Genomic DNA, 25,855 nt, shown 5'->3' on the forward strand with positions numbered 1-25,855 from the left:
CAATTTCTTTTTGAATCAAGGGCTTGTTTCGGGGGCTTTACACAAGATGTTGTGGACCGGGGCAAAGGAACGCCTATGATAGGGGGTCGCGCCCAGATCCAGCAGCGCCTGCAGATGCGCGGCCGTGGCATATCCGGCATTGGAATCCCAGCCGTAGCCGGGGTGTTGTTGCCCCAAATCCACCATCAGCCGGTCGCGCGCCACCTTGGCCAGGATCGAGGCCGCGGCGATCGTCGCGCAGCGCGCATCGCCCGCGACGATGGCCTCGCCGGGGCAGGACAGGTCGCGCGGCACGCGGTTGCCGTCCACCAGCACCAGGCAGGGCTTGCTCCGCAGTCCCGCCACCGCTCGGCACATCGCCAGATGCGAGGCGTGATAGATGTTCAGCCGGTCGATCTCATCGACGCCGACATGGACGATGCAGTGGTCGCAGTGGGCCGTCAGCCAGGCGGCCAGGGCCTCGCGCCGTCTGGGGGTCAGCTTCTTGGAATCGTTCAATCCTTCGGGGATGTTCTGGGGGTCCAGCACCACGGCGGCGGCGGTGACCGGACCGGCCAGCGGGCCGCGCCCGACCTCGTCCACCCCGGCGACGCGGCGCGCGCCCTGCGAAAGGGCGGCCAGTTCGACGCTGAAATCGGGCAGGCTCATGCGGTGATGGTCACCGGGGTGATGGCGACCTCTTCAAGGTTCACGCCGTCGCCCTCGCGGTCCACCACAAGGAAATCGGCAGGACGGTCCAGCGGCGTCAGCACGCCGTGCCAGACCCCCGCGCGCAGGTTCACGCCCATGCCCGCCGGGACCAGGAAAGCGCGGGGCCGGCCGGGGCGGCCGCCGTCGTCGGGTGCGACGACCGACATCCAGGGATCCGGCCCCAGCGGCATGAAGGCCTGGCTGCCCAGGGGGTGGCGTTCCAGCAGCCCGCAGTCGTAGGGCAGGCTCACCGCCTGCGACCGGAAGATCGAGATGACCGCCTCGCCCCCGTGCCGCTCGACGGTCGCAAGCGCATGATGACGTTCGCAGCGGCCGGCGTTGATCATCCGGTCGGGGGCGGCGCGCGGGGTCAGCAGGTCGCCGAAGGGCGCGAAGGCCGCGCGGGTGATGGGTTCGATGCGGATGGTGGTCATAGCTTGCCCCTTTGCCCCCTGCTTAGCCCGCCGCGGCCAGACCGTCGAGGATCCCTGACAGGATCGCCCGCCGCGTGGCAGGCTTGCGCAGCAGCGCGGCCTCGTGCCGGGCGGCGGCGGACATGGCCCTGCACTGCCCGGGATGCTCGCGCGCCCAGGCCAGCTTCTCGGCGATGTCGGCGCCGTGGCGTTCCAGCGGGACATAATGTTCCCAGGGGCGGAAGCGGCCGGAATAGAAGACCTCCCAGCCGTCCTCCTCGGCCAGCAGCACGGACTGGCCGTCGATGGCGGCGATGAAGTTCGAGCCGTGGTCGTAGCCCGTCAGGCAAAGCTGGTACCGAAAGCGGTGGAAGAACGCCCGGTCCCGGCGCGGCGTGCAGTAGGGCGCCAGCAGCGGATCGCGGGCGAAGTCGCGAAAGCCCCAGGCCATCACCACGCCCAGGTCGAAATCGGGATGGCCCCACCATCGGCGGACGAAGGCCAGCCGGTTGGTGTTGCACAGCCGGTCCCAGGCGCGCTGCCGCCGGGCGGGATCGCCTGCCGCCTGGGCCAGTTCGCGCAGGATCGTGTGCGAGGCCGGGCCGGGACGAACCCCGCCCGTCATCTCGCTGCCCGAGATCATGCCGCGCCAGACGACCCGATCCAGCTTGTCCTCCCACGCGATCGGGTCCGGCGCGGCATCGGGATCGAAGCCCGGCAGGCCGATGCTGTGCTGGTCCGGCAAGGGCCACAGCACCGCGTTGCACGCGCCGGCGCGGCGGTTGTGGCACAGGACGGGAGCCGCCAGGGGGTGGCCCTGCGGGGATCCGAACCAGCGCAGATCCTCCATGTCGATGCGCAGGGCCATGGCCCGGCCGAGACGCAGCGCGTCGGTGATGACGGCCTCGGCGCGGATCACCTTGAACGGACGGCCGGGGGCGGCGACCGCACCCAGGCCGGGCAGGACCGCGATGCGGCGGGGTGCGCCGTTCCGGCCAAGGACGCCGTCGCGCCCGTCCCAGCGGGTGAAATACTCGGAAAGTCCTGCGTCCGGATCCTGGGTCTGTTCCTGTTCCTCTCGGGCACCTTTCAGGCAGAAGGCCGCCACGTCCTCGGCATAGGCCCGGTCAACGCGATCGGCGGGCGGCCGGGTCAGCAGGGCCGCCACGACCCCGGGATCGGCTGCGGCAGGGGCACACCAGGCCGGCTCCTCGCCCGGATCGTCCATCGGCAGCAGGCAGGCCAAACGCGCCGCCACCTCGGCCGGGCTTTCACGGTCTAGGTCGATGCGGATCAGCCGGGGATCGTCGCCGAAGAAGCCCTCGACCGCGGCCTGGTGATCCTGCCAGTCCCGGTCCCACAGATCCGGCAGGTCGGCGATGTCGCAGCCACGGTGATGGGCGTGGCATCGGGCGACGGCGCCGCCCTGGCGCGTCAGCCGGTCGAGGATCCAGCCCTCCGGGTCCCGCCGCGACAGGATGAAGCGGGCCTCGGGAAACCGCGCGGCCAGCCAGGCGAAGTGGCGCCACGCCTCCAGCGGCGGCCGCCAATGGGGCGCATGGCGATAGAGGCCCGCAAACAGCACGGTCCCGCGCCAGGACAGCAGCGGCTCTGACCCCGTGGCCTTGGCGTGGAGGATGGATTCCGCCAGCCGGCCGTCGTCGTGGCCGACCGCGGCGTGGCCGTTGCGCCGAAACAGCGCGGCCAGCCGCGCCTCACCGCAGCCGTCGGGGCTGATGTGGAAGAACGGCGGATGGGCCGTCATCCGGCGGTCAGCCGACCGGGCCGCGGCAGCAGGATCGTCAGGACGCCCAAAATCGGCAGGAACGAGCAGAGCAGGAACACCGTCTCGATCCCGCGCAGATCGGCCAGCACGCCCAGGGCGGCGGCGGCGATGCCGCCCATGCCGAAGCTGAAGCCGAAGAACAGCCCGGCGATGGTGCCCGTGCGGCCCGGCACCAGTTCCTGCGCGAAGACCACGATGGCCGGGAAGGCCGAGGCCAGGATCAGCCCGATCACCACCGCCAGCACCCCGGTCGCCGCAAGGCCCACATGCGGCAGCAGCAGCGTGAAGGGCAAGGCCCCCAGGATGGAAAACCAGATGACCCGCAACGGCCCGATCCTGTCGCCCACAAGTCCGCCCAGGATGACCCCCGCCGCCATGCCGCCCAGGAACAGGAACAGCATGATCTGGGCGCCCTGCGCGGACAGCCCGAACTTCTCGATGGTGAAGAAGGTGAAATAGCTGCTCATCGAGGCGGTGTAGATGTTCTTGGTAAAGGTCAGGACCGCCAGCACGGCGATGGACCGGATCACCAGGTCGCGCGGATGGCGCGTCGCGACGTCGGGGCGCGCGGCGGTGGCGCGGCGGCGCCCCTCGGCCCAGTGGCCCACGTGCCACAGCAGCGCCCCGCCCAGGGCCGCGGCCACGGCGAACCAGGCCACCGCCGGACGGCCCAGCGGCACCACGATGAAGGCCGCCAGCAGCGGACCCAGCGATTGTCCCAAATTGCCCCCCATCTGGAACAGCGATTGCGCCGTCCCGAACCGCCCGCCCGAGGCCAGCCGGGCCACGCGCGAACTTTCGGGGTGAAAGACGGCCGAGCCCACGCCGATCAGCATCGCCCCCGCCAGCAGCATCCCGTAATGATGCGCGAAGGCCAGCAGCAGCACCCCGCAGAAGGTCGAGGCCATGCCGAACGGCAGCGACCGCGGCTGCGGATGCCGGTCCGTCGCCATGCCGATCACCGGCTGCAACAGCGAGGCGGTGACCTGGAAGGCGAAGGTCATCACCCCGATCTGCGCATAGCTCAGCGAGAATTCGACCTGCAGCAGCGGATAGATCGCCGCCAGCATCGACTGCATCACGTCGTTGATCATGTGGCACAGGCTGATGGCCGTGAGGATCCCCCAGACGGTGCCGCTGGCGGCCGTCGGAGGGGCTGTCGGGACTTCGGCGCGCATCGGGATCCCCCGCAGATCTGCACATCATGCATTAGCATCCGCAGAGGCAGGTGCAAGCGGATGCTGGACCGGCCCCACGCCGCGAGCCCCGGAAAAGGTGGCGGATTTTGCCGGCTGACGATTTGGACAGCTTCCCTTGTCCGTGCCGGGGCACGAGACTGGACCGGTATATGTTCCGAGTAAAATGTAATCATGGCAAAGATCCCCGGCAACCTTGTCCGGTCGCTGCGCACGTCGGGCGCATCGGGCGGCGGGCGGCGACTGAACACCTGGCAATCCGTCCGCGCCGACGTGCTGGAGCGGATCCGGTCGCGTGAATGGCCGCCCGGCGAGCTGATCCCGACCGAGCAGGAGCTTGCGCGAAGCCTGGGCTGCGCGCGGGCGACGGTTAACCGGGCCCTGCGCGAGCTGGCCGACAGCGGCATCATCGAGCGGCGGCGCAAGGTCGGCACGCGGGTCGCCGCGACCTCGGCCCGCCGGACGGTGCTGGACATGCCGGTGGTCCGCACCGAGATCGAGGCCATGGGCGCCGTCTATTCCTACGAGCTGACGGGCTTCGGGCGGCGGCTTCCGACGCCGCTTGCCGCGCAGGTCCTGCAGGTTCCCGACAGCCAGGAAGTCCTGCTCATCAAGGCCAAGTACACCGCCGACGGCCAGCCGCATTGCTGCGAGGCGATCTGGCTGAACCCTGCGGTCCTGCCGCCCCTCACGCGCCAGGACGTCGAACAGCGCTCGGCCCATGAATGGCTGGCCTCGCAGGTGGCGCTGACGCATGGGCGCTTCTCGATTCTGGCCGACGCCGCCTCGGGCGACTGCGCGCGCCATCTGGGCATCGCCGAGGGCACGGCGGTCCTGACCATCGAGCGCACCAACTGGTCCGACACGACCCCGGTTTCGTTCGCGCGCCAGTTCTATCCGCCGCAGCACCGCCTGGTGTCCGAGGACTAGGGCGCGACCGACCGGATCCTTCGGGGCGAACGGGAATTGACCGAAATGTGACCGCCGGTCTATCTGGCGATTTCGCGCAAGACCCTGAATGCTGCGCTCACCCCGACGGAGAGTCCGATGCCGCGATTCACCCTGCGAGCCCCGCTTGCCCTTGTCCTGGCGGCGCTGTGGTCCCTGCCCGCAGCGGCGCAGACCGCAGCGGCGCAGACCGACATTCCCTTCACCGCCGCGGAAATCGAGGCGGCGTCCTATGGCGGCGGCGACCTGCCGCGGGGACGTTCGGCGCTGACGACCAAGGTACAGGTGCTGCTGGACCGCTCGGGGATCTCGCCCGGGGTGATCGACGGCTTCAAGGGAGGCATGAGCCAGAGCGCGATCATGGCCTTCGAGCGCCGGTCGGGCCTGCCCATCGACGGGGTGATGGATCCGCATGTCTGGAACCTGCTGCAATCCTTCGCCGCCCTGCCCGCGACCACGGATTACACCATCACCGCCGAGGACGCCGAGGGGCTGGTCGATTCGATCCCCGTCGATTACGCCGAAAAGGCCCTGATGCCGGCCATGGCCCATACCAGCGTCGCCGAACGCCTGGGAGAGCGGTTCCACATGGACGAGAAATTCATCGGCTTTCTCAATCCCGGAGTGGATCTGGTGCCCGGCGCCACCATCAAGGTCATCGACCCGGGCAACCGGATGCGCGGCAGCGTCGCGCGGATCCTGGTGGATGTGAACACCCGGCGGGTGGCCGGATACGATAGAGCCGGCAGGCTGCTGGTGGATTATCCCGCCACCATCGGATCCTCGGCCACGCCTTCACCGTCAGGGACGCACAGCGTGAAGACCGTGGCGCTGAACCCGAACTATACCTACGATCCGAAGAAGAACTTCCAGCAGGGCGACAACGACAAGGTGCTGGTGGTCCCGCCCGGGCCCAACGCGCCGGTAGGCACGGTCTGGATCGGCCTGTCCAAGCCGACCTACGGCATCCACGGCACGCCCACCCCCTCGCAACTGTTCAGCAACCAGTCGATGGGCTGTGTGCGGCTGACCAACTGGGACGCCGAGGAACTGGCCCGCATGGTCGGCATCGGCACCACCGTGGTCGAGTTCCTGCCGCAGGGCATGACCATCGCGGCGGCCACAGGCGCCGTTCCCGCCGCCGCGCCGGCCGAACCGGCCCCGGCCGCGACGCCCGTGGTCGCGCCTGCCCAGACAACCCCTGCCACGCCCCTGGACTATACCGATCCGCTGGCCGCCAAGCGCGCCGCGGCCGAGCCCGTCTATGAAAACACCTCCGAGGAGGAGGCGGATGCTCTGGCGCCGGCCGCCGATCCGCTGACAGAGGCCCTGACCGGGGCGCTGTCCGGGAACTTCGTCGTCCCGCCGCTGGACGAACAGCCGTGAGGCGCCGGGGCGCGGTCCTGCTGGCCATGGCTGCCACCCTGCAGGCGGCCCTGGCCGCGGCGCAGGACCGGCCCCCCGACCGCCCCCTCGACCGGCCGGCCGAACGGCCGCCCGCCGCCGAAGCCGGACCCCAGGGGCGACCGCTTGCCGATCCCCGACCCGCAGCCGGATTGCAATCCGAAGCACCGGCGGAAGCCGCCCTGGCCTTCGGCCCCCCGCCCCGCCCCGCTGGTTCACCCTGCGCGAGACCGACCAGGACTATGCCGCGTGCAGGCTGGCGCTGTCCCTTCTGGGCACGGTCTATGCCGAACAGCCGCCGGTGACTGACCCTGAGGATCCCGACTGCGGCATCGCCCGCCCGATCCGGGTAGAGCGGATCCTGCCCGACCTGACCCTGGAGGGGGGCGCCGTGATGCGCTGCGACACGGCCCGCGCACTGGGCTTCTGGGCGCGCGACTTCCTGCGGCCCGCCGGGGCCATGCTGTCAGACGCGCCCCGGGTCACCGGGCTGCAACTGGGCAGCACCTATGACTGCCGCCCGCGCGTCGGGACCGGCGCCGACCGGCCCGCGCTGTCGGAACATGCGCTGGGCAATGCGGTGGACATCGCGGCCTTCGTCTTCGACGGCGGCGATCCCCTGCCCGTCGAGCCGCGCCAGGATTCGGGCGATCTGGCCGAAGCCTTTCAGCGCACCGCCCGCGCCGCGGGCTGCCTGTATTTCACCACCGTCCTGGGTCCGGGATCGAACGAGGCGCATTCCGACCACCTGCACCTGGACCTTGCCGAACGGCGCGGCGGCTGGCGGCTGTGCCAGTGATCAGCGCCGCACCCGTTCCAGGTCCAGATAGGACGGGTCGAACCGCGCCAGCGTCGCAAGCCCCTTCCAGTCCACGATGCTGATGTCGGGCCCGGTCCAGCGGATCAGCCCCCGGTCGCGCAGATCCCTGACCGCGCGATTCACGTGGATTGGCGAATATCCCAGGATGTCGGCCAGTTCGCGCTGCAGCAGCGGCAACTGGAACTGCCAGCCGGAGGCCGCGCCGACGGCCTTCAGCCGGGTATAGATCTCGCACAGCAGATGGGCCAGATGCGCGCTCGACCGCAGCGAGGCCGCGGCCACCAGCCATTGCCGGTGGATGGACGATTCGATCAGCGTCGCCATCCACAGCAGCCGGGTCAGATGCGGAAAGTTCTGGGTGATCTCGACCAGTTCCTCATGGCCGACGAATTCCACCTCGACCGGACCGACGGCGATGATGGAATGGTCAAGCCCCGCCAGGACGAAGGCGTGCAGATCGACGAAATCCCCGGGAACCTGCAGGGCGGTGATCACCCGGTGGTCGGGCCGCCCCACCAGCCGGTTCGACCGCGCGGCGATGCCGCGCAGCATCATGCAGCTGCGGGTCGGAGAGGTGCCTGCCGGCACGATCACCTCGCCCGCCGCGAAGCTGGCATGTTCCGTCCTGATGGCCCTCAGGCGTGCGAGTTCCTGCGGCGAAAGTTCGTCGCGCTGTTCAAGATAGCGGACAAAATACTCGGTGATCGCCAATTCCGTCCTCTTTCTCGGGCGAGGGACAGTTGCAAATCGCGCCCCGCGACGCAATCCGACAACGCCGTTCTATAACATTCATTAAGCGGCCTGGGACCATGCCACGGCTATCCCCGTGCGGGTTGGCGCATCTGGCCCTGAACCCGCAGCGCTGCCGCAAGTTCCTGAAAACTCTCGACGACTCCAGCGGTGCGCCGGGTCACGAGATCGTCCAGTTGCGGAAACAGCTTCACGGCCTCGTCCAGGCGCGGATCGGCCCCCGGCGCGTAAAGGCCGGCCCGGATCATCAGTTCGGATTCCGCATAGGCGCCAAGCGCCGCCCGGGCCTTGCCGATCATCCGGTTCTCCTCGGCCGTGGCGGCATCGGGCAGCGAACGCGACACGGACTTGACCACGTCGATCGCCGGAAAGCGGCCGCGTTCGGCGATGGTCCGGTCCAGCACGACATGACCATCCAGTGTCCCTCGCAGGATGTCGGCCACGGGCTCCTCCATGTCGGACCCGGCGACCAGCACGCTGAAGATCCCGGTGATGTCCCCGGTTCCTTCCAGCCCCGGCCCCGACCGCTCGGCCAGGGCCATGATGAGATTCGAGACAGAGGGCGGAAAGCCGCGATAGCTGGCCGGCTCGCCCGCCGCCAGGGCGATCTCGCGATGCGCCTCCGCGAAGCGGGTGATCGAATCGGCCAGAAACAGCACGTGGCGTCCCTGGTCGCGGAAATGTTCCGCCACCGCCATCGCGGCCCAGGCGCAGCGCCGCCGGATCAGCGGCGACCGGTCCGAGGTCGCGGCGACGATCACCGCCCGGGCCATGCCTTCGGGACCCAGGGTCTTCTCGACGAACTCGCGCAGTTCCCGGCCGCGCTCGCCGATCATCGCGATCACCACGACATCGGCCTGCACGCCCTTGGCAAGCCCAGACAACAGCGTCGACTTGCCCACGCCCGACCCGGCGAACAGGCCGATCCGCTGACCCCTCACCACGGGCAGCAGCGTGTCGAATACCGCAAACCCCGTGGCCAGTCGCGCCCCCAGCCGCTTGCGCCGCACCGCGGGCGGGGCCTCGCGGCGAAAGGGCAGCGGCTCCAGCCCCGAGGGCAGCGGCCGGCCGTCCAGGGGCTGACCCAGCGGGTCGATGATTCGCCCGATCCAGGCATCGCAGGGGGCGATGGTGGGGGCGAACAGCAACTCGACCTCGGCTCCGACCGAAAGCCCCTCGGCATCGCCTTCCGGCAGCACGTCCGCGTGGCGCGGGGCCAGCCCGACGATCTCGCCCGACACCTGGCTTTTCTGCAGCGCGATCAGCACCCTGTCCCCCACCGAGGCGTGGCTGTTCAGCCCCTCGACCCGGATCATGCCGGCCTGCATCGAATGCACCCGGCCAAAGTGGCGCGTCAAGCGCAGATCGCCGATCCGTGCCGCGATCGAGGTCAGGTGATCCATGTCCGTCATCCGTTTTTTCCAGCCGCAAACGGTTTCTAAACAGATCGGGGTTAAGACCGGGTTATCGCCAATGAGGAGAAGCCTCATGTTTGAAAAGATCGAAATGATGCGCATGGCCCGTGCCCTGGGCGCCCATGCCAGCCAGCGGCATCTTGTCGTCACCCGCAACATCGCCAATGCCGACACGCCCGGCTTCAAGGCGGCCGACACCGCCAGCTTTGCCGACAGCTACCGCGACGCGACCCTGTCCCCGCTGCGGACCACCGACCCGCGCCACCTGGGCCTGCCGGAATGGTCGCCCGCCACCCGCCAGACGGTTGACGAAACCGGGGCGTCGCCCAACGGTAACTCGGTCTCGCTCGAGGAGGAGATGCTGAAGGCGGCCGAGGTCAAGCGCGGCCACGACCTGTCCCTGGGCATCTACAGTTCGGCGCTTGACCTGATGCGCATCAGCATCGGGCGGAGGGCGTGATGGACCGTCCGCTCTCTGCCCTGCATTTGGCCGCCTCGGGAATGCGCGCGCAGGGCGAACGCCTGCGCCACACGGCCGAAAACATCGCCAACGCCGACACGCCCGGCTATCGCCGCAAGCTGGTCACCTTCGAGGAAGCGGTGCGCTTCGGCCGCCCCAGCGGCGAGGTCGAGGCATCGAAGCTGCGGCTGGACCGGTCCGAACTGCCCCGCATCTACGACCCCTCGCATCCCCTCGCGGACGAGGAAGGATACTACCTGGGGTCGAACGTCGATCTGGTGATCGAGATCGCCGACAGCCGCGAGGCGGGCCGCAGCTATGAAGCCAATCTGAAGATGTTCGAGCAGACGCGCCAGATGGGCGCGTCGCTTCTGGAACTTTTGCGTCGCTAGAAAGGGTCGCCCATGTTCACCAGTCTGAATGCCGCCAGCGCCTATTCCGCCGCCCGCACCGCGGTGGCGCCGGGTCAGCAGGCCCCCGCCGTCCAAGCGCTGTCGAACGCCGCCGAGGAGTTCGCCGCCCAGATGGGCCAGGTGGATCAGGTCGCCGCCGGCGCCATGACCGGCCAGGTGGAAACCCACCAGCTGGTCCAGACCATCGCCGAGGCCAAGATGGCGATGGAGACCGTCGTCGCGATCCGCGACAAGGTGGTCGAGGCCTATCAGGAAATCCTGCGGATGCCGGTGTAGGCCATGGACGAGACGCTGCTGTTCGACATGCTGCGCCAGGCGCTGCTGATCTCGGTCCGCATCTCGGCCCCGATGCTGGCGGTGGCGCTGATCGTCGGGGTGGTGATCGGCCTGTTCCAGGCGCTGACCTCGGTGCAGGAGATGACGCTGACCTTCGTGCCCAAGGTCGGGCTGATGCTGGCCGTCTTCTGGGTCTCGATGAGCTTCATGACCACCGCCCTGTCCGATTTCTACATCGGCCAGATCATCCCCCTGATCGCGGGAAGCTGACGCCATGGACAACGCGATCTACGCGACGCTGACGCGTCAGGCGGGGCTGATGGCCGAGATGCGGGTCGTGGCCAACAACATCGCCAACGCCAACACCACCGGCTTTCGCCGCGAGGGGGTGATCTTCGCCGAACATCTGTCGGCTCTGGACCGCAGCGGCGACACGCTGTCGATGGCCCATGCCCGCGGCCGCCTGCTGGATCTGGACCAGGGGGTGCTGACGCAGACCAACGGCAACTACGACCTGGCCATCGAGGGCGAGGGCTTCTTCATGGTCGAGACGCCGGACGGCAACCGCCTGACCCGGGCGGGCGCCTTCCTGCCCTCGGCCGAGGGCGAGCTGATGACCGCCGACGGCTTCCGCCTGCTGGACGAGGGGATGGCCCCCATTGTGGTCCCGGCAGGCGCCAGCGGCGTCGCCGTGGGCGCCGACGGCACGATGTCCGCCAACGGCGTGGCGTTCGGCAAGATCGGCATCTTCGGCGCCCCCGACGACGCGCAGCTGACCCACCAGGGCGGCACGTCCTTTACCACCGACGCGGCCCCCGAACCCGTCGAGGACGCCCGCATCCGGCAAGGCTTCCTGGAAGAATCCAACGTCGATTCCGTCTTCGAGATCACCCGCATGATCGAGGTCCAGCGTGCATACGAACTGGGCCAATCCTTCCTCGACCGCGAAGATCAGCGCATCCGCAGCGCGATCGCCGGCATGACCCGCTGAAAGGACCAGCCATGAGAGCCCTGCAGATCGCCGCCACCGGCATGAGCGCCCAGCAGACCCGGGTCGAGGTCATTTCGAACAACCTCGCCAACATGTCCACCACCGGCTACAACGCCCGACGCGCCGAATTCGCGGACCTGCACTACCAGCAGGCCACCCGCCCGGGCACCGTGACCGCCGCCGACGGCACCGTCATCCCGGCCGGGGTGCAGCTGGGGCTGGGCGTGCGCCCCACCGCCGTCAGCATCAACCTGCAGCAGGGCGCGCTGACCCAGACCGGCGGCGATCTGGACCTTGCCATCGACGGCGACGGCTATCTCGAGGTGACGCTGCCGTCCGGCATCTCGGCCTATACGCGCGACGGCGGGCTGAAGCGGTCGCCGGACGGGCTGATCGTCACCTCGGACGGCTATGCGGTGGCGCCGGGGATCACCATCCCCGACGACGCGCGCACCATTTCCATCAACGCCGCGGGCGAGGTCTATGCCTATTTCAACGACCAGGTCGAACCGGAACTGCTGGGACAGCTGACCCTCGCGGGGTTTTCCAACGAAAAGGGCCTCGAGGCGATCGGCTCGAACCTGTTCCTGGAAACCGCGGCCTCGGGCACGCCGCAGGTGACGACGCCGGGTCAGGAGGGCTTGGGCACGCTGCGGCAGGGCTATCTGGAGGACAGTTCCGTGGACTCGGTGCGCGAGATCACCGAACTGATCAAGGCGCAGCGGGGATACGAGCTGAACGCCAAGGTCATCACCGCAGCCGACCAGATGCTGGCGGCCACCACGCAGGTGCGCTGATGCGGTGGCTGGCGCTTCTTTTGGCCCTTGCGCCTCTGCCTGCCTCGGCGGCGGTGCTTGCCGCGGCCCGGACGCTTCCCGCGGGCACGATCATCACTGCCGCCGATATCCGCGCCATCGACGGCGACCGTCCCGGCCTGTCCGATCCCTCGCAAGCGATCGGGTTGCAGACCCGCATCACCATCCGCGAAGGCCGCCCGCTGCAGGCCTCGCTGCTGCAGCCGCCCAGGCTGATCGGGCGCAACCAGATGCATCCGCTGGTCTTCCAGCGGGGCACGCTGCGGATCGTCACCACCGCCCGGACCCTGTCCGAGGGCGCGGCAGGGGACGTGATCCGGGTCATGAACATCGAATCGCGCGCCACGATCAGCGCCGTCGTCCAGCCCGACGGCAGCCTTCTGGCCGTAAAATAACGCAAGGACCACCCATGAAAACCCTTCCCCTGCTCTGCCTCGTCCTTGCCGCGTCCGCCTGCGCGCGGGGCGATCACATGGGCAAGCCGCCCAGCCTGACCTCGCCGCGCAACAGCGAGGAATTCATCGCCATGACCAACCCGCCGCTGGAGATCCCGGTCGATTCGGGCCGGCCGGAAGCCGCGGCCTCGCTCTGGGCGGGAACCACATCTTCCCTCATCAGCGACCGGCGGGCGGCCACGCGCGGCGACATCCTGACCGTGGTGATCGAGATCGACGACGAGGCGCAGATGACCAACACCTCGGGCCGCAGCCGCGCCTCGGGCGAGAGCGTCAGCATCCCGCAGATGATCGGCATCCCGCAGCGGTTGAACGAAAAGCTGCCCGACGGCGCCAGCTTCGACAACCTGGCCGAGGCGGAATCGTCATCCACCTACAAGGGCAGCGGCAACATCACCCGGCGCGACAAGCTGACCCTGCGCGTCGCGGCCACGGTGATCGACACCCTGCCCAACGGCACCCTGCAGATCGAGGGCACCCAGGAGGTCCGCGTGAACTATGAGCTGCGCGAGCTGACCGTCAGCGGCTTCGTCCGCCCCGCCGACATCGACCGCAGCAACGAGATCGCCTATGACCGCATCGCGGGCGCGCGCATCAGCTATGGCGGCCGCGGCCAGATCACCGATGTGCAGCAACCCCGATTCGGCCAGCAGATCGCCGACGTGATCCTGCCCTACTGAGGCGCTCCCATGAAGAAGCTCCTGCCCATGCTGATCCCGATCCTGGCCCTGGCGGGGGGCGTCGCCGCGGGCGACATGCTGCGCCCCGCCCCTGAAGGGGCCGACCATGCCGCCGAACCCTCCGCCCAGGCCGAGGGGGGCGCCGCGCAGGCCGAAGGTCATGGCGCCGGCGCAACGCCCGACCCGGCCGCGCCCGCCGCGGCCGAAGGCCACGCCGATGCCAAGGATCATGGCGGGGGCGGCGGGCATGGGGATGGCGCGGTCTCCGAAGAGGGATGGTTCACCTTCCCCACGCAGTTCTTCGTCCCCTTGATGCGCAACGGCGACATGGGCGCAGTGATGATCCTGACCCTGACGATCGAGACGGGGGGCGCCGACCTGTCCGCCATGAAGCAGCAGGAACACCGCCTGCGCGATGCCCTGCTGCGAGAATTGCTGATCCACGCCAACACCGGCGGGTTCGACGGCAACTTCACCTCCGAGGCCCGGCTGGCCCCCTTGCGGGATCGCCTGCAAAAGGCAGCCCAGGCCAGCACCAGCCTGCCGGTCAAGGCCGTGCTGATCGAGGACATCGCGCGCCAGGCCGGCTGACGGTTGCATCGGTGGGGCGGGCGGGGCAGAAGCGGCCTGCCCACTCATAAGGACATGCCGGTGGACCGCCAGACCCCGACCGACGCCGACACCGTGACGATCCTGCTGGCCAGCTATCGCGGCGCGCGGTTCATCCGCGCGCAACTGGACAGCATCGCGGCGCAGACCCACCGGCAATGGCGGCTGATCGTCTCGGACGACGGATCGGACGACGGAACGCCGCGCATCGTGGCTGATTTCGCGGCCTCGCGCCCGGCGGGCCAGGTGTCCCTCGTGCGGGGGCCCGGCCGCGGAGCGACGCAGAACTTCCTGCACCTGCTGTCGGTCGCCCCGGATGGTCCCCTGGCCTTTTCAGACCAGGACGATGTCTGGTTCCCCGACAAGCTGGCCCGCGCCCTGGCGGCGCTGTCGCTCCTGGAAGGCCCCGCCCATTACGCCGCCCGCACCGTCATCACCGATCCTCAGCTGAGGCCACTGGCCCCGTCGCGGCACTTCCGCCGCCCGCTGGGCTTCAGGAACGCCCTCGTGCAGGCGATCATGGCCGGCAACACCTCGGTCTTCAACGGCCAGGCCGCGGCGATCCTGCGGCGCTGCGTCGGGCCGGCACAGCAGCACGGCATCGAGGCCCACGACTGGTGGGCCTATCAGATCACCGCAGGCGCGGGGGCGGCGCTGATCCACGACCCGCGCCCGGCCCTGTTCTACCGCCAGCACCCTCACAGCGTGATGGGCCGCAACGATACCGTCGCCGCGCTGTCGCAGCGCATCAGCAGGCTGCTGGCCGGAGAATACGGCGGCTGGCTGCGGGCACATCACGCCGCGCTGGATGCCGTGCGCCTGGAACTCCGGCCGGAAAACCGCCCGATCCTCGACCGTTTCGGGGCGCTGCTGCACAGGCCCGGTCCGGCGGCGGCGGCCGGCATGGTCCGGCTCGGGCTCTATCGCCAGACGCGGGCGGGGACTGCGGCGCTGCTTGCGGCGGCGCTTGCGGGCCGGCTGCGTCAGCGAGGCCCCAGCAATCCCATCAGGTAGCGTCCGTAGGCATTCTTGGAAAACCTGCGGGCCTGTTCGCGTAGGGCATCCTCGGTGATCCAGCCGGCCTCATAAGCGATTTCCTCGGGGCAGCCGGTCTGCAGGCCCTGCCGCTTTTCCAGGGTCCGCACGAAGTTGCCGGCATCCAGCAGGCTGCCGTGGGTCCCGGTGTCCAGCCAGGCAAAGCCGCGGCCCATCTTTTCGACCGTCAGGCTGCCCTCGTGCAGATAGCTCTCCAGCAGCGTGGTGATCTCGAGTTCGCCGCGCGCCGAAGGCTGGACCTGCCTGGCGCGGTCGGGGGCGCTGCCGTCCAGGAAATAAAGCCCCGTCACCGCGAAGTTCGAGGGCGGCTGTTCCGGCTTTTCGATGATCGCGCGCACCCGGCCGTCCGCCAGGAAGTCCACCACGCCGTAGCGTTCGGGGTCGGCCACCCGATAGCCGAAGACCGTGCCGCCGCTGGTCCGCCCGTCCGCCGCCTTCAGCAGCTCGGGCAGGCCGTGGCCGAAAAAGATGTTGTCGCCCAGCACCATGGCGGAAGGCGCGCCAGCCAGGAAATCTTCGGCCAGGATATAGGCTTGCGCCAGCCCGTCCGGCGAAGGCTGGATGATCCAGTCGAAATGTAGCCCCCATTGCGCGCCGCTGCCCAGCAGCCGCTGGAACTGGGCCTGGTCCTCGGGCGTGGTGATGATGGCGATCTCGCGGATGCCGGCCAGCATCAGCACGCTGATGGGGTAATAGATCATCGGCTTGTCGTAAAGCGGCAGAAGCTGCTTCGAGACGCCCATGGTGATCGGGTAAAGGCGCGTGCCCGACCCGCCCGCCAGAACGATGCCCTTGCGTGCCGTCATTTCGGATACCCCAGTTGCTTCAGGACCTGGTCCAGGTCGGCCCGCCAGTCGGGGCGGGCAATGTCAAAATCGCGCGCGATCCGCGAACAGTCCAGCCGCGAATTGGCGGGACGCCGGGCCGGCGTCGGATAGTCGCTGCTGGGGATCTCGCGCACCCTGCAGGCCAGGCCGGCGCGGTCGAAGATCGCGCGGGCGAAACCGGCCCAGCTGACATCGGGCGCTCCGCTGAAATGATAAAGTCCGCCCTTGGCCGGATCGGCCTGCATCTGCCGGGCGATGTCCAGCAGCGCCGCCGCGATGCGGGCTGCTGCGGTCGGACCCCCGACCTGGTCCGTCACCACGGCTATTTCGTCGCGCTGGCCCCCAAGCCGCAGCATCGTCTTCACGAAATTCGTGCCGTCGGCGGAAAATACCCAGGAAGTCCGGATCACCGCCCACTGTCCGCCGGCCGAGGCCACCTGCGCCTCGCCCTCCAGCTTGGTCCGCCCATAGACGCCCAAGGGTGCCGTCACGGCGTCCTCTGCCCGCGGCTGATCGCCCGAGCCGTCGAAGACGTAATCGGTCGAAACATGCAGCACCGGCACCCCCAGATCGGCCGCGGCGCGGGCAATGAAGCCGGGCGCCGCGGCGTTCAGGGTGGCCGCGGCCTCGACCTCGGCCTCCGCGCGATCGACGGCGGTATAGGCCGAGGCGTTGATGATCGCCGCGGGCCGCAGTGCCAGGATGCGTTCGGCGACGGCGCGGGGATCGGACAGGTCGGCTTCGGCGCGGCCCCAGAACGTCGCCCCCTCCGCCAGCCGCGCCAGGGCTTGGGCAAGTTGCCCCGACCGCCCCAGAACCAGCAGACCGGTCATCGGCCGTGGCCCAGGCGGCGACCCACGCCGTCGCGGCCCAGAAGCGGCTGCCACCAGTCGCGGTTCTGCAGATACCATTCGACGGTCCGGCGCAGCCCTTCCGCAACCGTGACCGAGGGCCGCCAGCCCAGTTCGGTGCGGATGCGGGTGGGGTCTATGGCATAGCGGCGGTCATGGCCCGGTCGGTCGGCCACGAAGGAGATCAGCCGCGCATGGGGCGCGCCTTCGGGGTGCAGGTCGTCCATGTGCGCGCAGATGGTGCGGACCAGGTCGATGTTCGTGGCCTCGTTCTCGCCGCCGATGTTGTAGCTGCGGCCCGGCCGGCCCTTTTCCACAACCAGCAGAAGCGCATCCGCATGATCCTCGACGTAAAGCCAGTCGCGTACGTGTCCGCCGTCGCCATAGACGGGGATCGGTTCGCCTGCGAGCGCCTTGAGGATCACCACCGGGACCAGCTTCTCGGGGAAGTGATAGGGGCCATAGTTGTTGGAACAATTGGTCAGCACCACCGGCAGGCCGTAGGTTTCGTGCCAGGCGCGCACCAGGTGGTCCGATCCCGCCTTGCTGGCGGAATAGGGGCTGCGCGGATCATAGGGCGTGGCCTCGGTGAACTGCCCGGTCTCGCCCAGAGAGCCGAACACCTCGTCGGTCGAGATGTGGTGAAAGCGAAAGCCCGCAGGCCTGCCCCGCGCGATCCAGTAGCCGCGCGCCGCTTCCAGCATGTTGAAGGTGCCCACGACGTTGGTCTGCACGAAGGCGTCAGGCGCGTCGATCGAGCGATCGACATGGCTTTCCGCCGCCAGATGCATCACCGCATCGGGGCGGTGGGTGGCAAGGACACGGTCCAGGGCCGGCCGGTGGCGGATATCGACCTGTTCGAACCGGTAAAGAGGACTGCCAGCCACCTGGGCCACATTGGCAAGATTGGCCGCATAGGTCAGCGCATCGAGATTGACCACCTCGTGGCCCCGCGACACAGCCAGCCGAACCACCGCCGAGCCGATGAACCCGGCGCCCCCGGTTACCAGGATCTTCATGCCGCCTCCCTGTATTCGAACGGCGACGACCAGTCCGCGAAGGTCGGAGCAGTGCGATCCTTCTCCGACAGCAGCGGATCAGAGACGCCCCAAGCGATCCCCAGGCTGTCCCAGCGCACCGCGCCGTCGCTGGCGCGATCATAAGGGGCGGTGCATTTGTAGACGATCTCGGTGTCGGGTTCGCGGGTCACGAAACCGTGCAGGAAGCCCTCGGGGATCCAGAGCTGCCGTCCGTTCTCGAAGGACAGTTCCACCGCAACCCATTGCCCATAGGTCGGGCTTCCCCGGCGTGCATCCACGGCAACGTCCAGAAGCGCGCCGCGGGCACAGCGCACCAGCTTGCCCTGCCCGAAGGGCGGCGCCTGATAATGAAGCCCCCGCAGCGTTCCTGCCACTCGCGACAGCGAATGGTTGTCCTGCACGAAATCAGGCAGGATCACCCCGGCATCGACCAGTGTCCTGCGGTTCCAGGTTTCCGAAAAGAAGCCCCGCTCGTCGCCGAAGCGCGCAGGCGTCAGGATCAGCAGATCGGGAATGGCAGCGGTTTCTATCAGCATCGGATCAACGCAAAACTCGAAATCTTGCCTCGCTCTATGCCATGAAAGGGGCGCTGTCACTTGCCGGCGAAGAAAAAAACCCGCCGTCACTCGATGACCAGATCGGCGTGCAACGCTCCTGCCGCATGAATGGACTTGAGAATATCGATCATCTCGCGCGGCCTGACTCCTAAGGCGTTCAGCCCTTCGACCAGGTCACTGAGCGAGGTTTCTCCTGCCACCTCGGCAAAGCCGATGCCCGGCTCATTGCGCAGTTCGGCCACGGTGCGGGGGACGGCGACGGTTTCGCCGCGGGCGAAGGGGTTCGGCTGCGACACCATGGGCGCCTCGCTGACGCTGAGGGTGAGCGCGCCCTGCGACACCGCGACCCGCGATATGCGCACCCGCTCGCCGATCACGATCGTCCCGGACTTGTGGTCGATCACCACCTTCGCGCGATCCTCCGGCTCGACGGTCAGGTTCTCGATGCGGCCCAGCACGCGGGCGGGATTCACGTCACCCAACTCGCGGAACTCCACCAGCACGGTGCCGCTGTCCTGGGTCACCGCAACGCGGCGGTCGAAGTCGCGGTTGATGGCGTCCTCGATCCGGGTCGCGGTGGTAAAATCCGCGTTGCGCAGGGCCACGCGGATGTTCTGGATGCTGGCGAAGTCGAATTCGACCTCGCGCTCGACGCGGGCGCCGACGGGGATCTTCCCCGCGGTCGGCACACCCTCGACCACACGGGCGGCTTCGCCCCCGATTGCGGCACCGCTGGCGATGATCGATCCTTGCGCCACGGCATAGATGTTGCCGTCGGCGGCCTTCAGCGGCGTCATCACCAGCGTGCCGCCCAGCAGGCTCTTGGCGTCGCCGATGGTGGACACGTTGACGTCGATCCGGCTGCCCGACCGCGCGAAGGGGGGCAGCGTCGCCGTCACCACCACGGCCGCGACGTTGCGCGATCGCAGCGCCTCGTCCGTCACGTTGACACCCAGCCGTTCCAGCAGACCGGCCAGCAATTCTTCGGTGAAGGGGGCATTGCGGAAGCCATCGCCCGTGCCGTCCAGCCCGACCACCAGCCCATAGCCCACCAGGTCGTTGCCTCTCACGCCGTCGAAATCTGCCAGATCCTTGATGCGAACCGGGGCCGCCGCGGCAGCCAAGGGCAGAAGGACGGCAAGGATCACCAACAAAATGCGCCGCATCAGATGTAATCCGCCAGCTTGAGTTGCGACAGGCGCCCGATCACCGAGTACAGCGTCTGCAGCCTCGTCTCGGCATCGGAAATGGCGGCCGAGGTCGCGAAGGGATCGGCCTCGCGCAGCAGGTTGCGCGCGCTTTGAAGGGTGGCGGTTGCGGCGCCGCCTTCAGTCTGCGCGCTTGTGATGATCTGCTGGGTATGACCGATGGTGGACATTTCCGCGATGACGCGCGGCCCGTTGTCCAGCAACGCCTTGCCCGCCATTGCCAGCAGCGCCCGCTTTTCAGCCCCGTTGGCTGCAAGCGCGCCCCTGTCAATCAGGGCCGCTGTCGCAAGGCCCTTCAGGCTGTCGCGGACGGCAGGCGTTAGCGGGGTCGTGGCCAGGGCAACCGTTACGCCTTCTCCGATCGGCATGGGATGGTCGCCGGGACCGCCGTGATAGGCGACATCGGCAAAGCCGCCCATTCCGGGCGGCGCGTCGAACCACACCGAAACCGCCTGCGCCACATCGGCGGCAGAGGACAGGCCAGCCACCTGGGGCGCCAGGGCATCGAGGATGACCTTCGCCGACGACAGCGGCTGGGTGTCGCTGTGAATGCCCGAAAACAGGAACCGTTGCCCGACAGAGCCGTTCAGCTGGCCAATCACAGCCTGCAGCGTTGAGGCCGCCTGAGTCCCTTGCGCGGTGATGACGCCATCCGTCACCGCCGCCGGGTCCAGGAAAAGGTTCCGCCCCGTCGCCTCGGTCAGCGCGTGCACCGCGCCCAGGGCGTCCTGCATGCCCTGGGCGTGGGCAGCAGCCTCGGTGGCGTTGCGTTCAAATTGTCCCAGCAGGGACAGGCGGGCTTCGATCGCGGCCAGATCCTGTGTGTTCCCCTGCAGCCTGGCGCCCAGATCGGCGACCTCGCCGCTGGCCAGTTCAGCGGTCAGCGTGCCCAGGGTGGTCTTGATCCGGTTCGACGCTACCTGCATGGCAAAGGCTCGCGCCTGGTCTCCGATGGATTGCACCGTCATCGTCATATCCCCAGTATCTGATCCATCATCGTCTGGATGGCCTGAATGACCCGCGCGTTTGCGGCATAGGCTTGCTCGTACTTCAGCAGACGCTGCATCTCGGCGTCGCTGTCCACGCCGTCTGCGGCCAGGCGCGACCAGATGGTGTCGGCCTGACCGTTGCGAACGGCAGCTTCGGACTGGGCGTTGACGCGCGCTGTCGCGACTTGTGCCTCGATGCTGCCCAGGCGTTCGGCCAGTGCGGCCTTGCCGGTGAAGCCGGTGCCTGGGGGCGCCGCGACCGCCCGCTCGAGGGCGCCCGAGATCGCGACCAGAAGGGCGGATTCGCCGACGGGTCCTTCGGCGCCAGCCTGCAAACCGGCACGCAACCGCCACACGGCGCCTCCGTCTGACTCGACGACAGCCTTGTTGACACTGATCCGGCCGGCCAGCCCCTGCTTGTCCGCCACGGCGGCACGAAGGCCGCCATCGGTGAAAAGGCCCGGCGATGCCGCCCCCAGCGTCGCATCCACCGCGGGGTCAGCCAGCCGTTCGTGCAGATCATAGGCAAGATCGTCAAGGGATGCCTGAACCGCAGGGGCCAAGTCGTCGCGGATGGCGAAATGCGCAGCCAGCGAGCCCCCTGCGTAGAGCCGCATCTGCGACCGTGTCAGCTCGGTCCCGTTTTGCGTCAGCAGCGCCAGACCCGTGCCGACCTCCTGCGCCGCGGTCACCTGACCCGCCGCCGTGAAGGACAGGTCGGTGGGCACGCTGCCATCCAGAAGGACGGCCCCCTCGGCGGTGAACAGGGCCACGCCGCCTGCAGGGCGGGTCACTTCCTGCACGGGCACGATCTTGGCGATCTCGCTGATAATCCCCTGCCGCTGGTCGATCAGCGCCGAAGGATCCGAACCGTCAGCCTCGAGCACGGCGATACGGCGGTTCAGATGGACAACCTCGGCCAGCGACTTGTTCAGCACCCCCACCTCGCGGGTGATCGCCTGATCGGCGGCGGTGCGGGCCGCCTGAACCTGCGCCGAAACCGCCCCCAGCCGGCTGGCCAAGACTTGGGCCTTGTCCACCACCTGGGTCAGGCGGATCTCGTCGTCGGGGCGGCTGGCGGCCGAGGTCAGGGCCGTGCGCAGTTCGGTCAGCGCAGCGCCCAGGCTGCCGGGACTGCCGGCGATGCCCATGCGATCCTCGATCTGCTGGGTGAAGGCCAGACGCGCAGCCGCATCGGCGCGGGCAGCTTCGGCCAGGCGCGATTCGGACAGGACGCTGGCATTGACGGCCCGGGTGAGGCCATCGACGCGCACGCCGCCTGCGTTGCCGCCTGCCGTCTGGGCGGTGATAACCAGATCCCGCCGGGCATAGCCAGGGGTCGAGGCATTGGCCAGGTTTGCCGCCACGGTTTCCGTTCCGCGTGCGGTGGCCGTCAGCCCCGACATCGCATTCCCCAAGGCGCGCGCGATGCTCATCTCATCAGGCCCTTTCAGCGCTTGATGTTGGTGGTTTCCTGCAGCATTTCATCGACGGTCTGGATGATCTTGGCGTTCGACGAATAGGCGCGCTGCGTCAGGATCAGGTGGGTCAGTTCCTCGGCCACGTCGGTGGTCGATTCCTCAAGCGCGTAGCCCTGGAGCGTGCCCGTGGGCCCGTCGCCCGCATCCCACAGGAAGAAGCTGCCCGAGGTTGGCGAGATCGTGAAGGCCTGCGCGCTGACCGAGGCCAGACCGTTGGGGTTTGGCACATCGACCAGCGGGATCTGGTACAGGGTCTTCACGAAGCCGGTGTCGTAGGTCGCCTTCAGGTAGCCGTCCGAATCCAGTTCGACCGTGGTCAGGTTGCCGACCGGCGAGCCGTTCTTGCTGATGTTGGTGGGCGAGAACTTGGCCGAGAGCTGGCGCAGACCGGTCGTGCCACCGGGCGTGCCGATGACCAGGTCCATCGCGCCGCCCCCGACGCCCAGGCCGATCGCGCCGGTGATCGGATCATAGGCACCGCCGCTGAGCGTCGTGACGCTGGCGATGCTGCCGCCCTTCGCCTGCGTGTCGTCGAAGGTGATACGGTAAGACCCCACCAGGTTCGCCGCCGGATCGGTCGCCGAATCGCGCACCTCCATCACCCAGGTGTTCGACATGCCGGTGGGATCCGAGGTGTCGGGCACGAAGGTGATGTCCAGCGATTCGGAGGTTCCCAGATTGCCGTAGTATTCGATCTTCAAGGCCAGCGGGTCGCCCGAAGCGGTGGGCTGCGTTTCCGTCGCGGGCAGGTTGACGCCTAGGGAAACCTGGCTTGTGGGATCGCCCGCCGACTGGTTGGCGCTGATCTGGATCGGAACAAGCCCGCCGACCGTGTCGCGCGAATTGAGGGGCACGGTTCCGTCGGCCTGCGCGGGCCATCCCATCAGCACAAGGCCGGATTGCGTCTTCAGGATGCCTTCGGAATCGGTGCGGAATGAGCCCGTGCGGGTCATCATGAAGGGCATGTCTGTGAAGCCGTTATCCAGATCCACGGCCGAGGTGACAGGCAGCATCCCGCGGCCCGACACGGCGATGTCCAGAGGATGCGAGGTGGTCGAAAGCGCCCCGTCATCCTCGATCAGCCGTTTCGTGGCGGCCGTCACCCCGCCCGCCGAGTAGGAGCCGGCGATGCGGTTCTGGGCCAGCACGAAGGAGTTGAAGTCCGTCTCCATCCGCTTGTAGCCGTAGGTGCCCGAGTTCGCGATGTTGTCCGAAATCGTCGCCAGACGGGTGGAATTGGCCGCCAGCCCCGAGACGCCGGCGCTCATTGCGGAAGACATTGACATGGGATCACCTTTCCTCGTTCGACTCGGATCATCCATGCCAGGGCTTAAGATTCGCCTAACCGCCCCGGCTATCTGAGTAAAATCACCTCGATCCGGTTGTTGGCGGGATCCATCGGGTTTCCGGTCTTGCTCTTGCGGTCGGCATAGCCCGTGACCCGCTGGATCCGCTGGGCGTCCAGGTCCGACGCCTCCAGCAGGTTGCGCACAGCATGGGCGCGGGCGTCGGACAGCGCCCAGACCGGAGAGGTCACCAGCGTTTCCGGGTAGGCCCGCACATGTCCGGAAATGGCGACCAAATTGCGCGTCCTGGCGATGACCCGGCCGATGATCCGCGTCAGTTCAGACAGCACCGGCTGCGGCTGGCCGGTGTCGTCCACGAACAGGGGCTCGTCGGTCAGGTCGCCCAGTTCGATCACCAGCCCCTCGTCGGTCATGCGGGTGACGACATGGCGCAGAAGGTTCGTCAGCTGCTGCGATTCGCCGCCGCTGGCGCGAAGGGCGCGTTCGATTTCCTGGGCCACCTGTTCGAGAGATGCCTCGGACGGGTCCTTCCCCTGCTGCTCGACCCCCTCGCCCGAGGATCCGGGCGTGCGCACGATGGTCGGATCGAAGTAATCGGCCAAGCCCGCGCGCTGCTGTTCGGTCGTGGCGCTCAGCAGCCACATCAGCAGGAAGAAGGCCATCATGGCGGTCACGAAATCCGCATAGGCGACCTTCCAGGCGCCGCCGTGATGGCCGCCTTCGCCGGAAGCGGTCACCCGCCTGATCATGATCGTGGGGCCTGCCGCCCCCTTCTGCCTTGCCATCGCCATTCCGCCTTCGACCGTATCGACGGAATGTCGCGGCAAGTCGGCCCCGGGACAAGCCGACCCCTCAAATGCAAGGCATTATGGGCGAGCCGTGCGCCTCAGTCGCGATGCCAGCCGCTGATGGCCTTGGAATCCATGAATTCCTCGAGCCCCATGACGCCGCCTTCCCGCGCGCGGCCCGACATCTTCACGCCCCCGAAGGCCGATCCCGCGCCGCGCGACTGGCCGTTCATCTCGACCATCCCCGAGCGCAGGCGGCGCGCCACGCGGTTGCGGCGCGGACCGTCCTGCGACTGGACATAGTTGGTCAGGCCATAGGGGGTGTCGTTGGCGATGGCGATCGCCTGCTCTTCGGATTCGAAGGGGATGATCGACAGGACCGGGCCGAAGATTTCCTGCTGGGCGATGGTCATGTCGTTGCTGACATCGGCAAAGACCGTGGGGCGCACGAAATAGCCGCGATTGACCCCTTCGGGCAGCCCGGCGCCGCCCGCCACAAGGCGCGCCCCTTCGTCGATACCCTTCTGGATCAGGTTCTGGATCTTCTGCCACTGCTGGCTGCTGACGACCGGGCCGATATGGCTGCCGGGCTGATGGGCGCTTGCGACGGCGGTTTCCCCCGCCACCCTGGCGGCCGTCTCGACCGCGCGATCATAGATCGAGCGTTCCACCAGCATCCGGGTCGGCGCGTTGCAGGACTGGCCGCTGTTATAGAAGCAGTGCCGCGCGCCCCGCGCCACCGCCTGTTCGTCGGCATCGGCAAAGACGATGTTGGCGCCCTTGCCGCCCAGTTCCAGAACGACCTTCTTCAAGGTGTCGGCCGCGGCTTTGGTGATGGCGATGCCGGCGCGGGTCGATCCGGTGAAGCTGATCATGTCCACGTCCCTGTGCGTGGACAGTTGCGTCCCCACCCCCGGCCCGTCGCCGTTGACCAGGTTGAAGACGCCCCGGGGCAGCCCCGCCTCGTCCAGGATCTCGGCGAACAGCAGGGACGACAGCGGCGCGATCTCGGACGGCTTCAGCACGCAGGCGTTCCCGGCCAGGATCGCGGGAATGACCTTCAGCGTGACCTGGTTCATCGGCCAGTTCCAGGGCGTGATCAGGCCCACGACGCCCACCGGCTCCCATGCCACCATCGAGGTGGGGGCGTGATCCCCCAGCGGCCGGATGAACCGGAAGTCCCTGAAGGCCGTGATGAAGTTCTGGGTGTGATAGGTTCCCGCCGCAACCTGGTCGTCCAGGGACATGTCCTGCGGCGCCCCCATTTCCGTGCTGATCGCCCAAGCCATGTCCCGCGCCCGGCGGGTGTAGATCTCGAGGATCCTTTCGACATGGGCCAGCCGTTCGGCAGGTTCGGTGCGCGACCACGAGGCGAAGGCCGCCTTGGCCGCCGCCACCGCCCGGTCGGTGTCGGCTTGGTCGCCCAGGCTGATGACCGCCACCGCCTCCTCGGTCGATGGGTCGATCACCTCGAGGTCATGGCCCCGGGCGGGATCCACCCAGGCGCCGTCGATGTAGAACTTGCGCTTGTCCAGCAGGCCGGTCATCGCGTTCCCCTTCCTTGATGTCCTGCCCAAGGTGGAACGCCCGGATGGCCTTGTAAATGCGGTTCGTCCGGGCCGATAGCTTT

General features: G+C 68.3%; 29 protein-coding genes. 13 read left to right on the forward strand and 16 right to left on the reverse strand.

Annotated elements, in window-relative coordinates; all coding sequences use genetic code 11:
• Positions 1 to 15: 15 nt before the first annotated feature.
• The 4 genes from ACZ1HC_RS03525 to ACZ1HC_RS03540 are packed head-to-tail and all read right to left on the reverse strand — an operon-like array spanning position 16 to position 4,067.
• Positions 16 to 648 carry a ribonuclease HII gene (locus ACZ1HC_RS03525; protein ID WP_472698781.1) on the reverse strand — a complete coding sequence of 211 codons (633 nt, stop codon included), beginning with the start codon at positions 646 to 648 and terminating at the stop codon, positions 16 to 18.
• Positions 645 to 1,124, reverse strand: a complete 480-nt coding sequence (locus tag ACZ1HC_RS03530) for an ureidoglycolate lyase (protein WP_472698782.1) — start codon at positions 1,122 to 1,124, stop codon at positions 645 to 647. Before ACZ1HC_RS03530 ends, ACZ1HC_RS03525 begins: the two co-directional genes overlap by 4 nt.
• Before the next feature lie 22 nt (positions 1,125 to 1,146).
• Positions 1,147 to 2,868 carry a glycosyl transferase family 90 gene (locus ACZ1HC_RS03535; protein WP_472698783.1) on the reverse strand — a complete coding sequence of 574 codons (1,722 nt, stop codon included), beginning with the start codon at positions 2,866 to 2,868 and terminating at the stop codon, positions 1,147 to 1,149.
• The gene (locus ACZ1HC_RS03540) at positions 2,865 to 4,067 is read right to left on the reverse strand and encodes an MFS transporter (RefSeq protein WP_472698784.1); all 1,203 of its coding nucleotides are present in this window, start codon (positions 4,065 to 4,067) and stop codon (positions 2,865 to 2,867) included. The genes ACZ1HC_RS03535 and ACZ1HC_RS03540 overlap by 4 nt, the downstream gene beginning before the upstream one ends.
• 192 nt (positions 4,068 to 4,259) lie before the next feature.
• Here ACZ1HC_RS03540 and ACZ1HC_RS03545 point away from each other — a divergent pair, with 192 nt between their 5' ends.
• From ACZ1HC_RS03545 to ACZ1HC_RS03555, 3 genes are all read left to right on the forward strand, one after another.
• Positions 4,260 to 5,015: a GntR family transcriptional regulator gene (locus ACZ1HC_RS03545; protein ID WP_472698785.1), complete on the forward strand. Its 756-nt coding sequence runs from the start codon at positions 4,260 to 4,262 to the stop codon at positions 5,013 to 5,015.
• A 117-nt stretch (positions 5,016 to 5,132) separates the two neighbouring features.
• Positions 5,133 to 6,419: a L,D-transpeptidase family protein gene (locus ACZ1HC_RS03550; RefSeq protein ID WP_472698786.1), complete on the forward strand. Its 1,287-nt coding sequence runs from the start codon at positions 5,133 to 5,135 to the stop codon at positions 6,417 to 6,419.
• Between the two features lie 319 nt (positions 6,420 to 6,738).
• On the forward strand, positions 6,739 to 7,236 hold the full coding sequence (locus tag ACZ1HC_RS03555) for an extensin-like domain-containing protein (RefSeq protein ID WP_472698787.1): 498 nt from the start codon (positions 6,739 to 6,741) through the stop codon (positions 7,234 to 7,236).
• Here the strand turns inward: ACZ1HC_RS03555 and ACZ1HC_RS03560 are convergent, their stop codons facing one another.
• Positions 7,237 to 7,968: a Crp/Fnr family transcriptional regulator gene (locus ACZ1HC_RS03560; RefSeq protein ID WP_472698788.1), complete on the reverse strand. Its 732-nt coding sequence runs from the start codon at positions 7,966 to 7,968 to the stop codon at positions 7,237 to 7,239.
• Between the two features lie 107 nt (positions 7,969 to 8,075).
• A complete protein-coding gene (locus ACZ1HC_RS03565) occupies positions 8,076 to 9,419 on the reverse strand; it encodes a FliI/YscN family ATPase (protein WP_472698789.1) in 1,344 nt (447 codons plus the stop codon).
• A gap of 76 nt (positions 9,420 to 9,495) precedes the next feature.
• On the opposite strand from ACZ1HC_RS03565, the gene ACZ1HC_RS03570 reads away from it, so the two are divergent.
• The 10 genes from ACZ1HC_RS03570 to ACZ1HC_RS03615 are packed head-to-tail and all read left to right on the forward strand — an operon-like array spanning position 9,496 to position 15,135.
• Positions 9,496 to 9,882, forward strand: a complete 387-nt coding sequence (locus tag ACZ1HC_RS03570; RefSeq protein ID WP_472698790.1) for a FlgB family protein — start codon at positions 9,496 to 9,498, stop codon at positions 9,880 to 9,882.
• Positions 9,882 to 10,274: a flagellar basal body rod protein FlgC gene (gene flgC, locus ACZ1HC_RS03575; protein WP_472698791.1), complete on the forward strand. Its 393-nt coding sequence runs from the start codon at positions 9,882 to 9,884 to the stop codon at positions 10,272 to 10,274. Before ACZ1HC_RS03570 ends, flgC begins: the two co-directional genes overlap by 1 nt.
• A 12-nt stretch (positions 10,275 to 10,286) precedes the next feature.
• Positions 10,287 to 10,571, forward strand: a complete 285-nt coding sequence (gene fliE, locus ACZ1HC_RS03580) for a flagellar hook-basal body complex protein FliE (RefSeq protein WP_472698792.1) — start codon at positions 10,287 to 10,289, stop codon at positions 10,569 to 10,571.
• A 3-nt stretch (positions 10,572 to 10,574) separates the two neighbouring features.
• Positions 10,575 to 10,841, forward strand: a complete 267-nt coding sequence (locus ACZ1HC_RS03585) for a flagellar biosynthetic protein FliQ (RefSeq protein WP_472698793.1) — start codon at positions 10,575 to 10,577, stop codon at positions 10,839 to 10,841.
• Positions 10,842 to 10,845: 4 nt separating this feature from the next.
• Positions 10,846 to 11,562 carry a flagellar hook-basal body complex protein gene (locus ACZ1HC_RS03590; RefSeq protein ID WP_472698794.1) on the forward strand — a complete coding sequence of 239 codons (717 nt, stop codon included), beginning with the start codon at positions 10,846 to 10,848 and terminating at the stop codon, positions 11,560 to 11,562.
• A gap of 11 nt (positions 11,563 to 11,573) precedes the next feature.
• Positions 11,574 to 12,359 carry a flagellar basal-body rod protein FlgG gene (flgG, locus tag ACZ1HC_RS03595; RefSeq protein ID WP_472698795.1) on the forward strand — a complete coding sequence of 262 codons (786 nt, stop codon included), beginning with the start codon at positions 11,574 to 11,576 and terminating at the stop codon, positions 12,357 to 12,359.
• Positions 12,359 to 12,772, forward strand: coding sequence for a flagellar basal body P-ring formation chaperone FlgA (gene flgA / locus ACZ1HC_RS03600; RefSeq protein WP_472698796.1), 414 nt, complete (start codon positions 12,359 to 12,361; stop codon positions 12,770 to 12,772). The genes flgG and flgA overlap by 1 nt, the downstream gene beginning before the upstream one ends.
• Positions 12,773 to 12,786: 14 nt before the next feature.
• Positions 12,787 to 13,512, forward strand: coding sequence for a flagellar basal body L-ring protein FlgH (flgH, locus tag ACZ1HC_RS03605; RefSeq protein ID WP_472698797.1), 726 nt, complete (start codon positions 12,787 to 12,789; stop codon positions 13,510 to 13,512).
• A gap of 9 nt (positions 13,513 to 13,521) precedes the next feature.
• Positions 13,522 to 14,103: a hypothetical protein gene (locus ACZ1HC_RS03610; RefSeq protein WP_472698798.1), complete on the forward strand. Its 582-nt coding sequence runs from the start codon at positions 13,522 to 13,524 to the stop codon at positions 14,101 to 14,103.
• A gap of 60 nt (positions 14,104 to 14,163) precedes the next feature.
• Positions 14,164 to 15,135 carry a glycosyltransferase gene (locus tag ACZ1HC_RS03615; protein WP_472698799.1) on the forward strand — a complete coding sequence of 324 codons (972 nt, stop codon included), beginning with the start codon at positions 14,164 to 14,166 and terminating at the stop codon, positions 15,133 to 15,135.
• Here ACZ1HC_RS03615 and rfbA read toward each other — a convergent pair.
• The 10 genes from rfbA to ACZ1HC_RS03665 all read right to left on the reverse strand — a co-directional run bounded on the left by rfbA (position 15,105) and on the right by ACZ1HC_RS03665 (position 25,763).
• Positions 15,105 to 15,983, reverse strand: coding sequence for a glucose-1-phosphate thymidylyltransferase RfbA (rfbA, locus tag ACZ1HC_RS03620; RefSeq protein WP_472698800.1), 879 nt, complete (start codon positions 15,981 to 15,983; stop codon positions 15,105 to 15,107). The genes ACZ1HC_RS03615 and rfbA overlap by 31 nt on opposite strands.
• On the reverse strand, positions 15,980 to 16,837 hold the full coding sequence (gene rfbD, locus ACZ1HC_RS03625; RefSeq protein ID WP_472698801.1) for a dTDP-4-dehydrorhamnose reductase: 858 nt from the start codon (positions 16,835 to 16,837) through the stop codon (positions 15,980 to 15,982). Before rfbD ends, rfbA begins: the two co-directional genes overlap by 4 nt.
• A complete protein-coding gene (rfbB, locus tag ACZ1HC_RS03630) occupies positions 16,834 to 17,874 on the reverse strand; it encodes a dTDP-glucose 4,6-dehydratase (protein ID WP_472698802.1) in 1,041 nt (346 codons plus the stop codon). The genes rfbD and rfbB overlap by 4 nt, the downstream gene beginning before the upstream one ends.
• The gene (rfbC, locus tag ACZ1HC_RS03635) at positions 17,871 to 18,431 is read right to left on the reverse strand and encodes a dTDP-4-dehydrorhamnose 3,5-epimerase (protein WP_472698803.1); all 561 of its coding nucleotides are present in this window, start codon (positions 18,429 to 18,431) and stop codon (positions 17,871 to 17,873) included. The genes rfbB and rfbC overlap by 4 nt, the downstream gene beginning before the upstream one ends.
• Before the next feature lie 86 nt (positions 18,432 to 18,517).
• Positions 18,518 to 19,621 (reverse strand): flagellar basal body P-ring protein FlgI, encoded by a 1,104-nt coding sequence (locus ACZ1HC_RS03640; RefSeq protein WP_472700771.1) that lies wholly within the window; start codon positions 19,619 to 19,621, stop codon positions 18,518 to 18,520.
• Positions 19,618 to 20,628, reverse strand: a complete 1,011-nt coding sequence (locus ACZ1HC_RS03645; RefSeq protein ID WP_472698804.1) for a hypothetical protein — start codon at positions 20,626 to 20,628, stop codon at positions 19,618 to 19,620. The genes ACZ1HC_RS03640 and ACZ1HC_RS03645 overlap by 4 nt, the downstream gene beginning before the upstream one ends.
• Positions 20,629 to 20,630: 2 nt before the next feature.
• Positions 20,631 to 22,085: a flagellar hook-associated protein FlgK gene (flgK, locus tag ACZ1HC_RS03650; protein ID WP_472698805.1), complete on the reverse strand. Its 1,455-nt coding sequence runs from the start codon at positions 22,083 to 22,085 to the stop codon at positions 20,631 to 20,633.
• Between the two features lie 14 nt (positions 22,086 to 22,099).
• Positions 22,100 to 23,416, reverse strand: a complete 1,317-nt coding sequence (locus ACZ1HC_RS03655) for a flagellar hook protein FlgE (RefSeq protein WP_472698806.1) — start codon at positions 23,414 to 23,416, stop codon at positions 22,100 to 22,102.
• Positions 23,417 to 23,484: 68 nt separating this feature from the next.
• Positions 23,485 to 24,222 (reverse strand): flagellar motor protein MotB, encoded by a 738-nt coding sequence (locus ACZ1HC_RS03660; RefSeq protein WP_472698807.1) that lies wholly within the window; start codon positions 24,220 to 24,222, stop codon positions 23,485 to 23,487.
• Between the two features lie 101 nt (positions 24,223 to 24,323).
• Entirely contained in the window at positions 24,324 to 25,763 is a 1,440-nt protein-coding gene (locus ACZ1HC_RS03665) for an aldehyde dehydrogenase family protein (protein WP_472700772.1), read from the reverse strand.
• Between the last annotated feature and the right edge of the window lie 92 nt (positions 25,764 to 25,855).

It is taken from the genome of Paracoccus sp. BR5-17 (assembly GCF_055693925.1).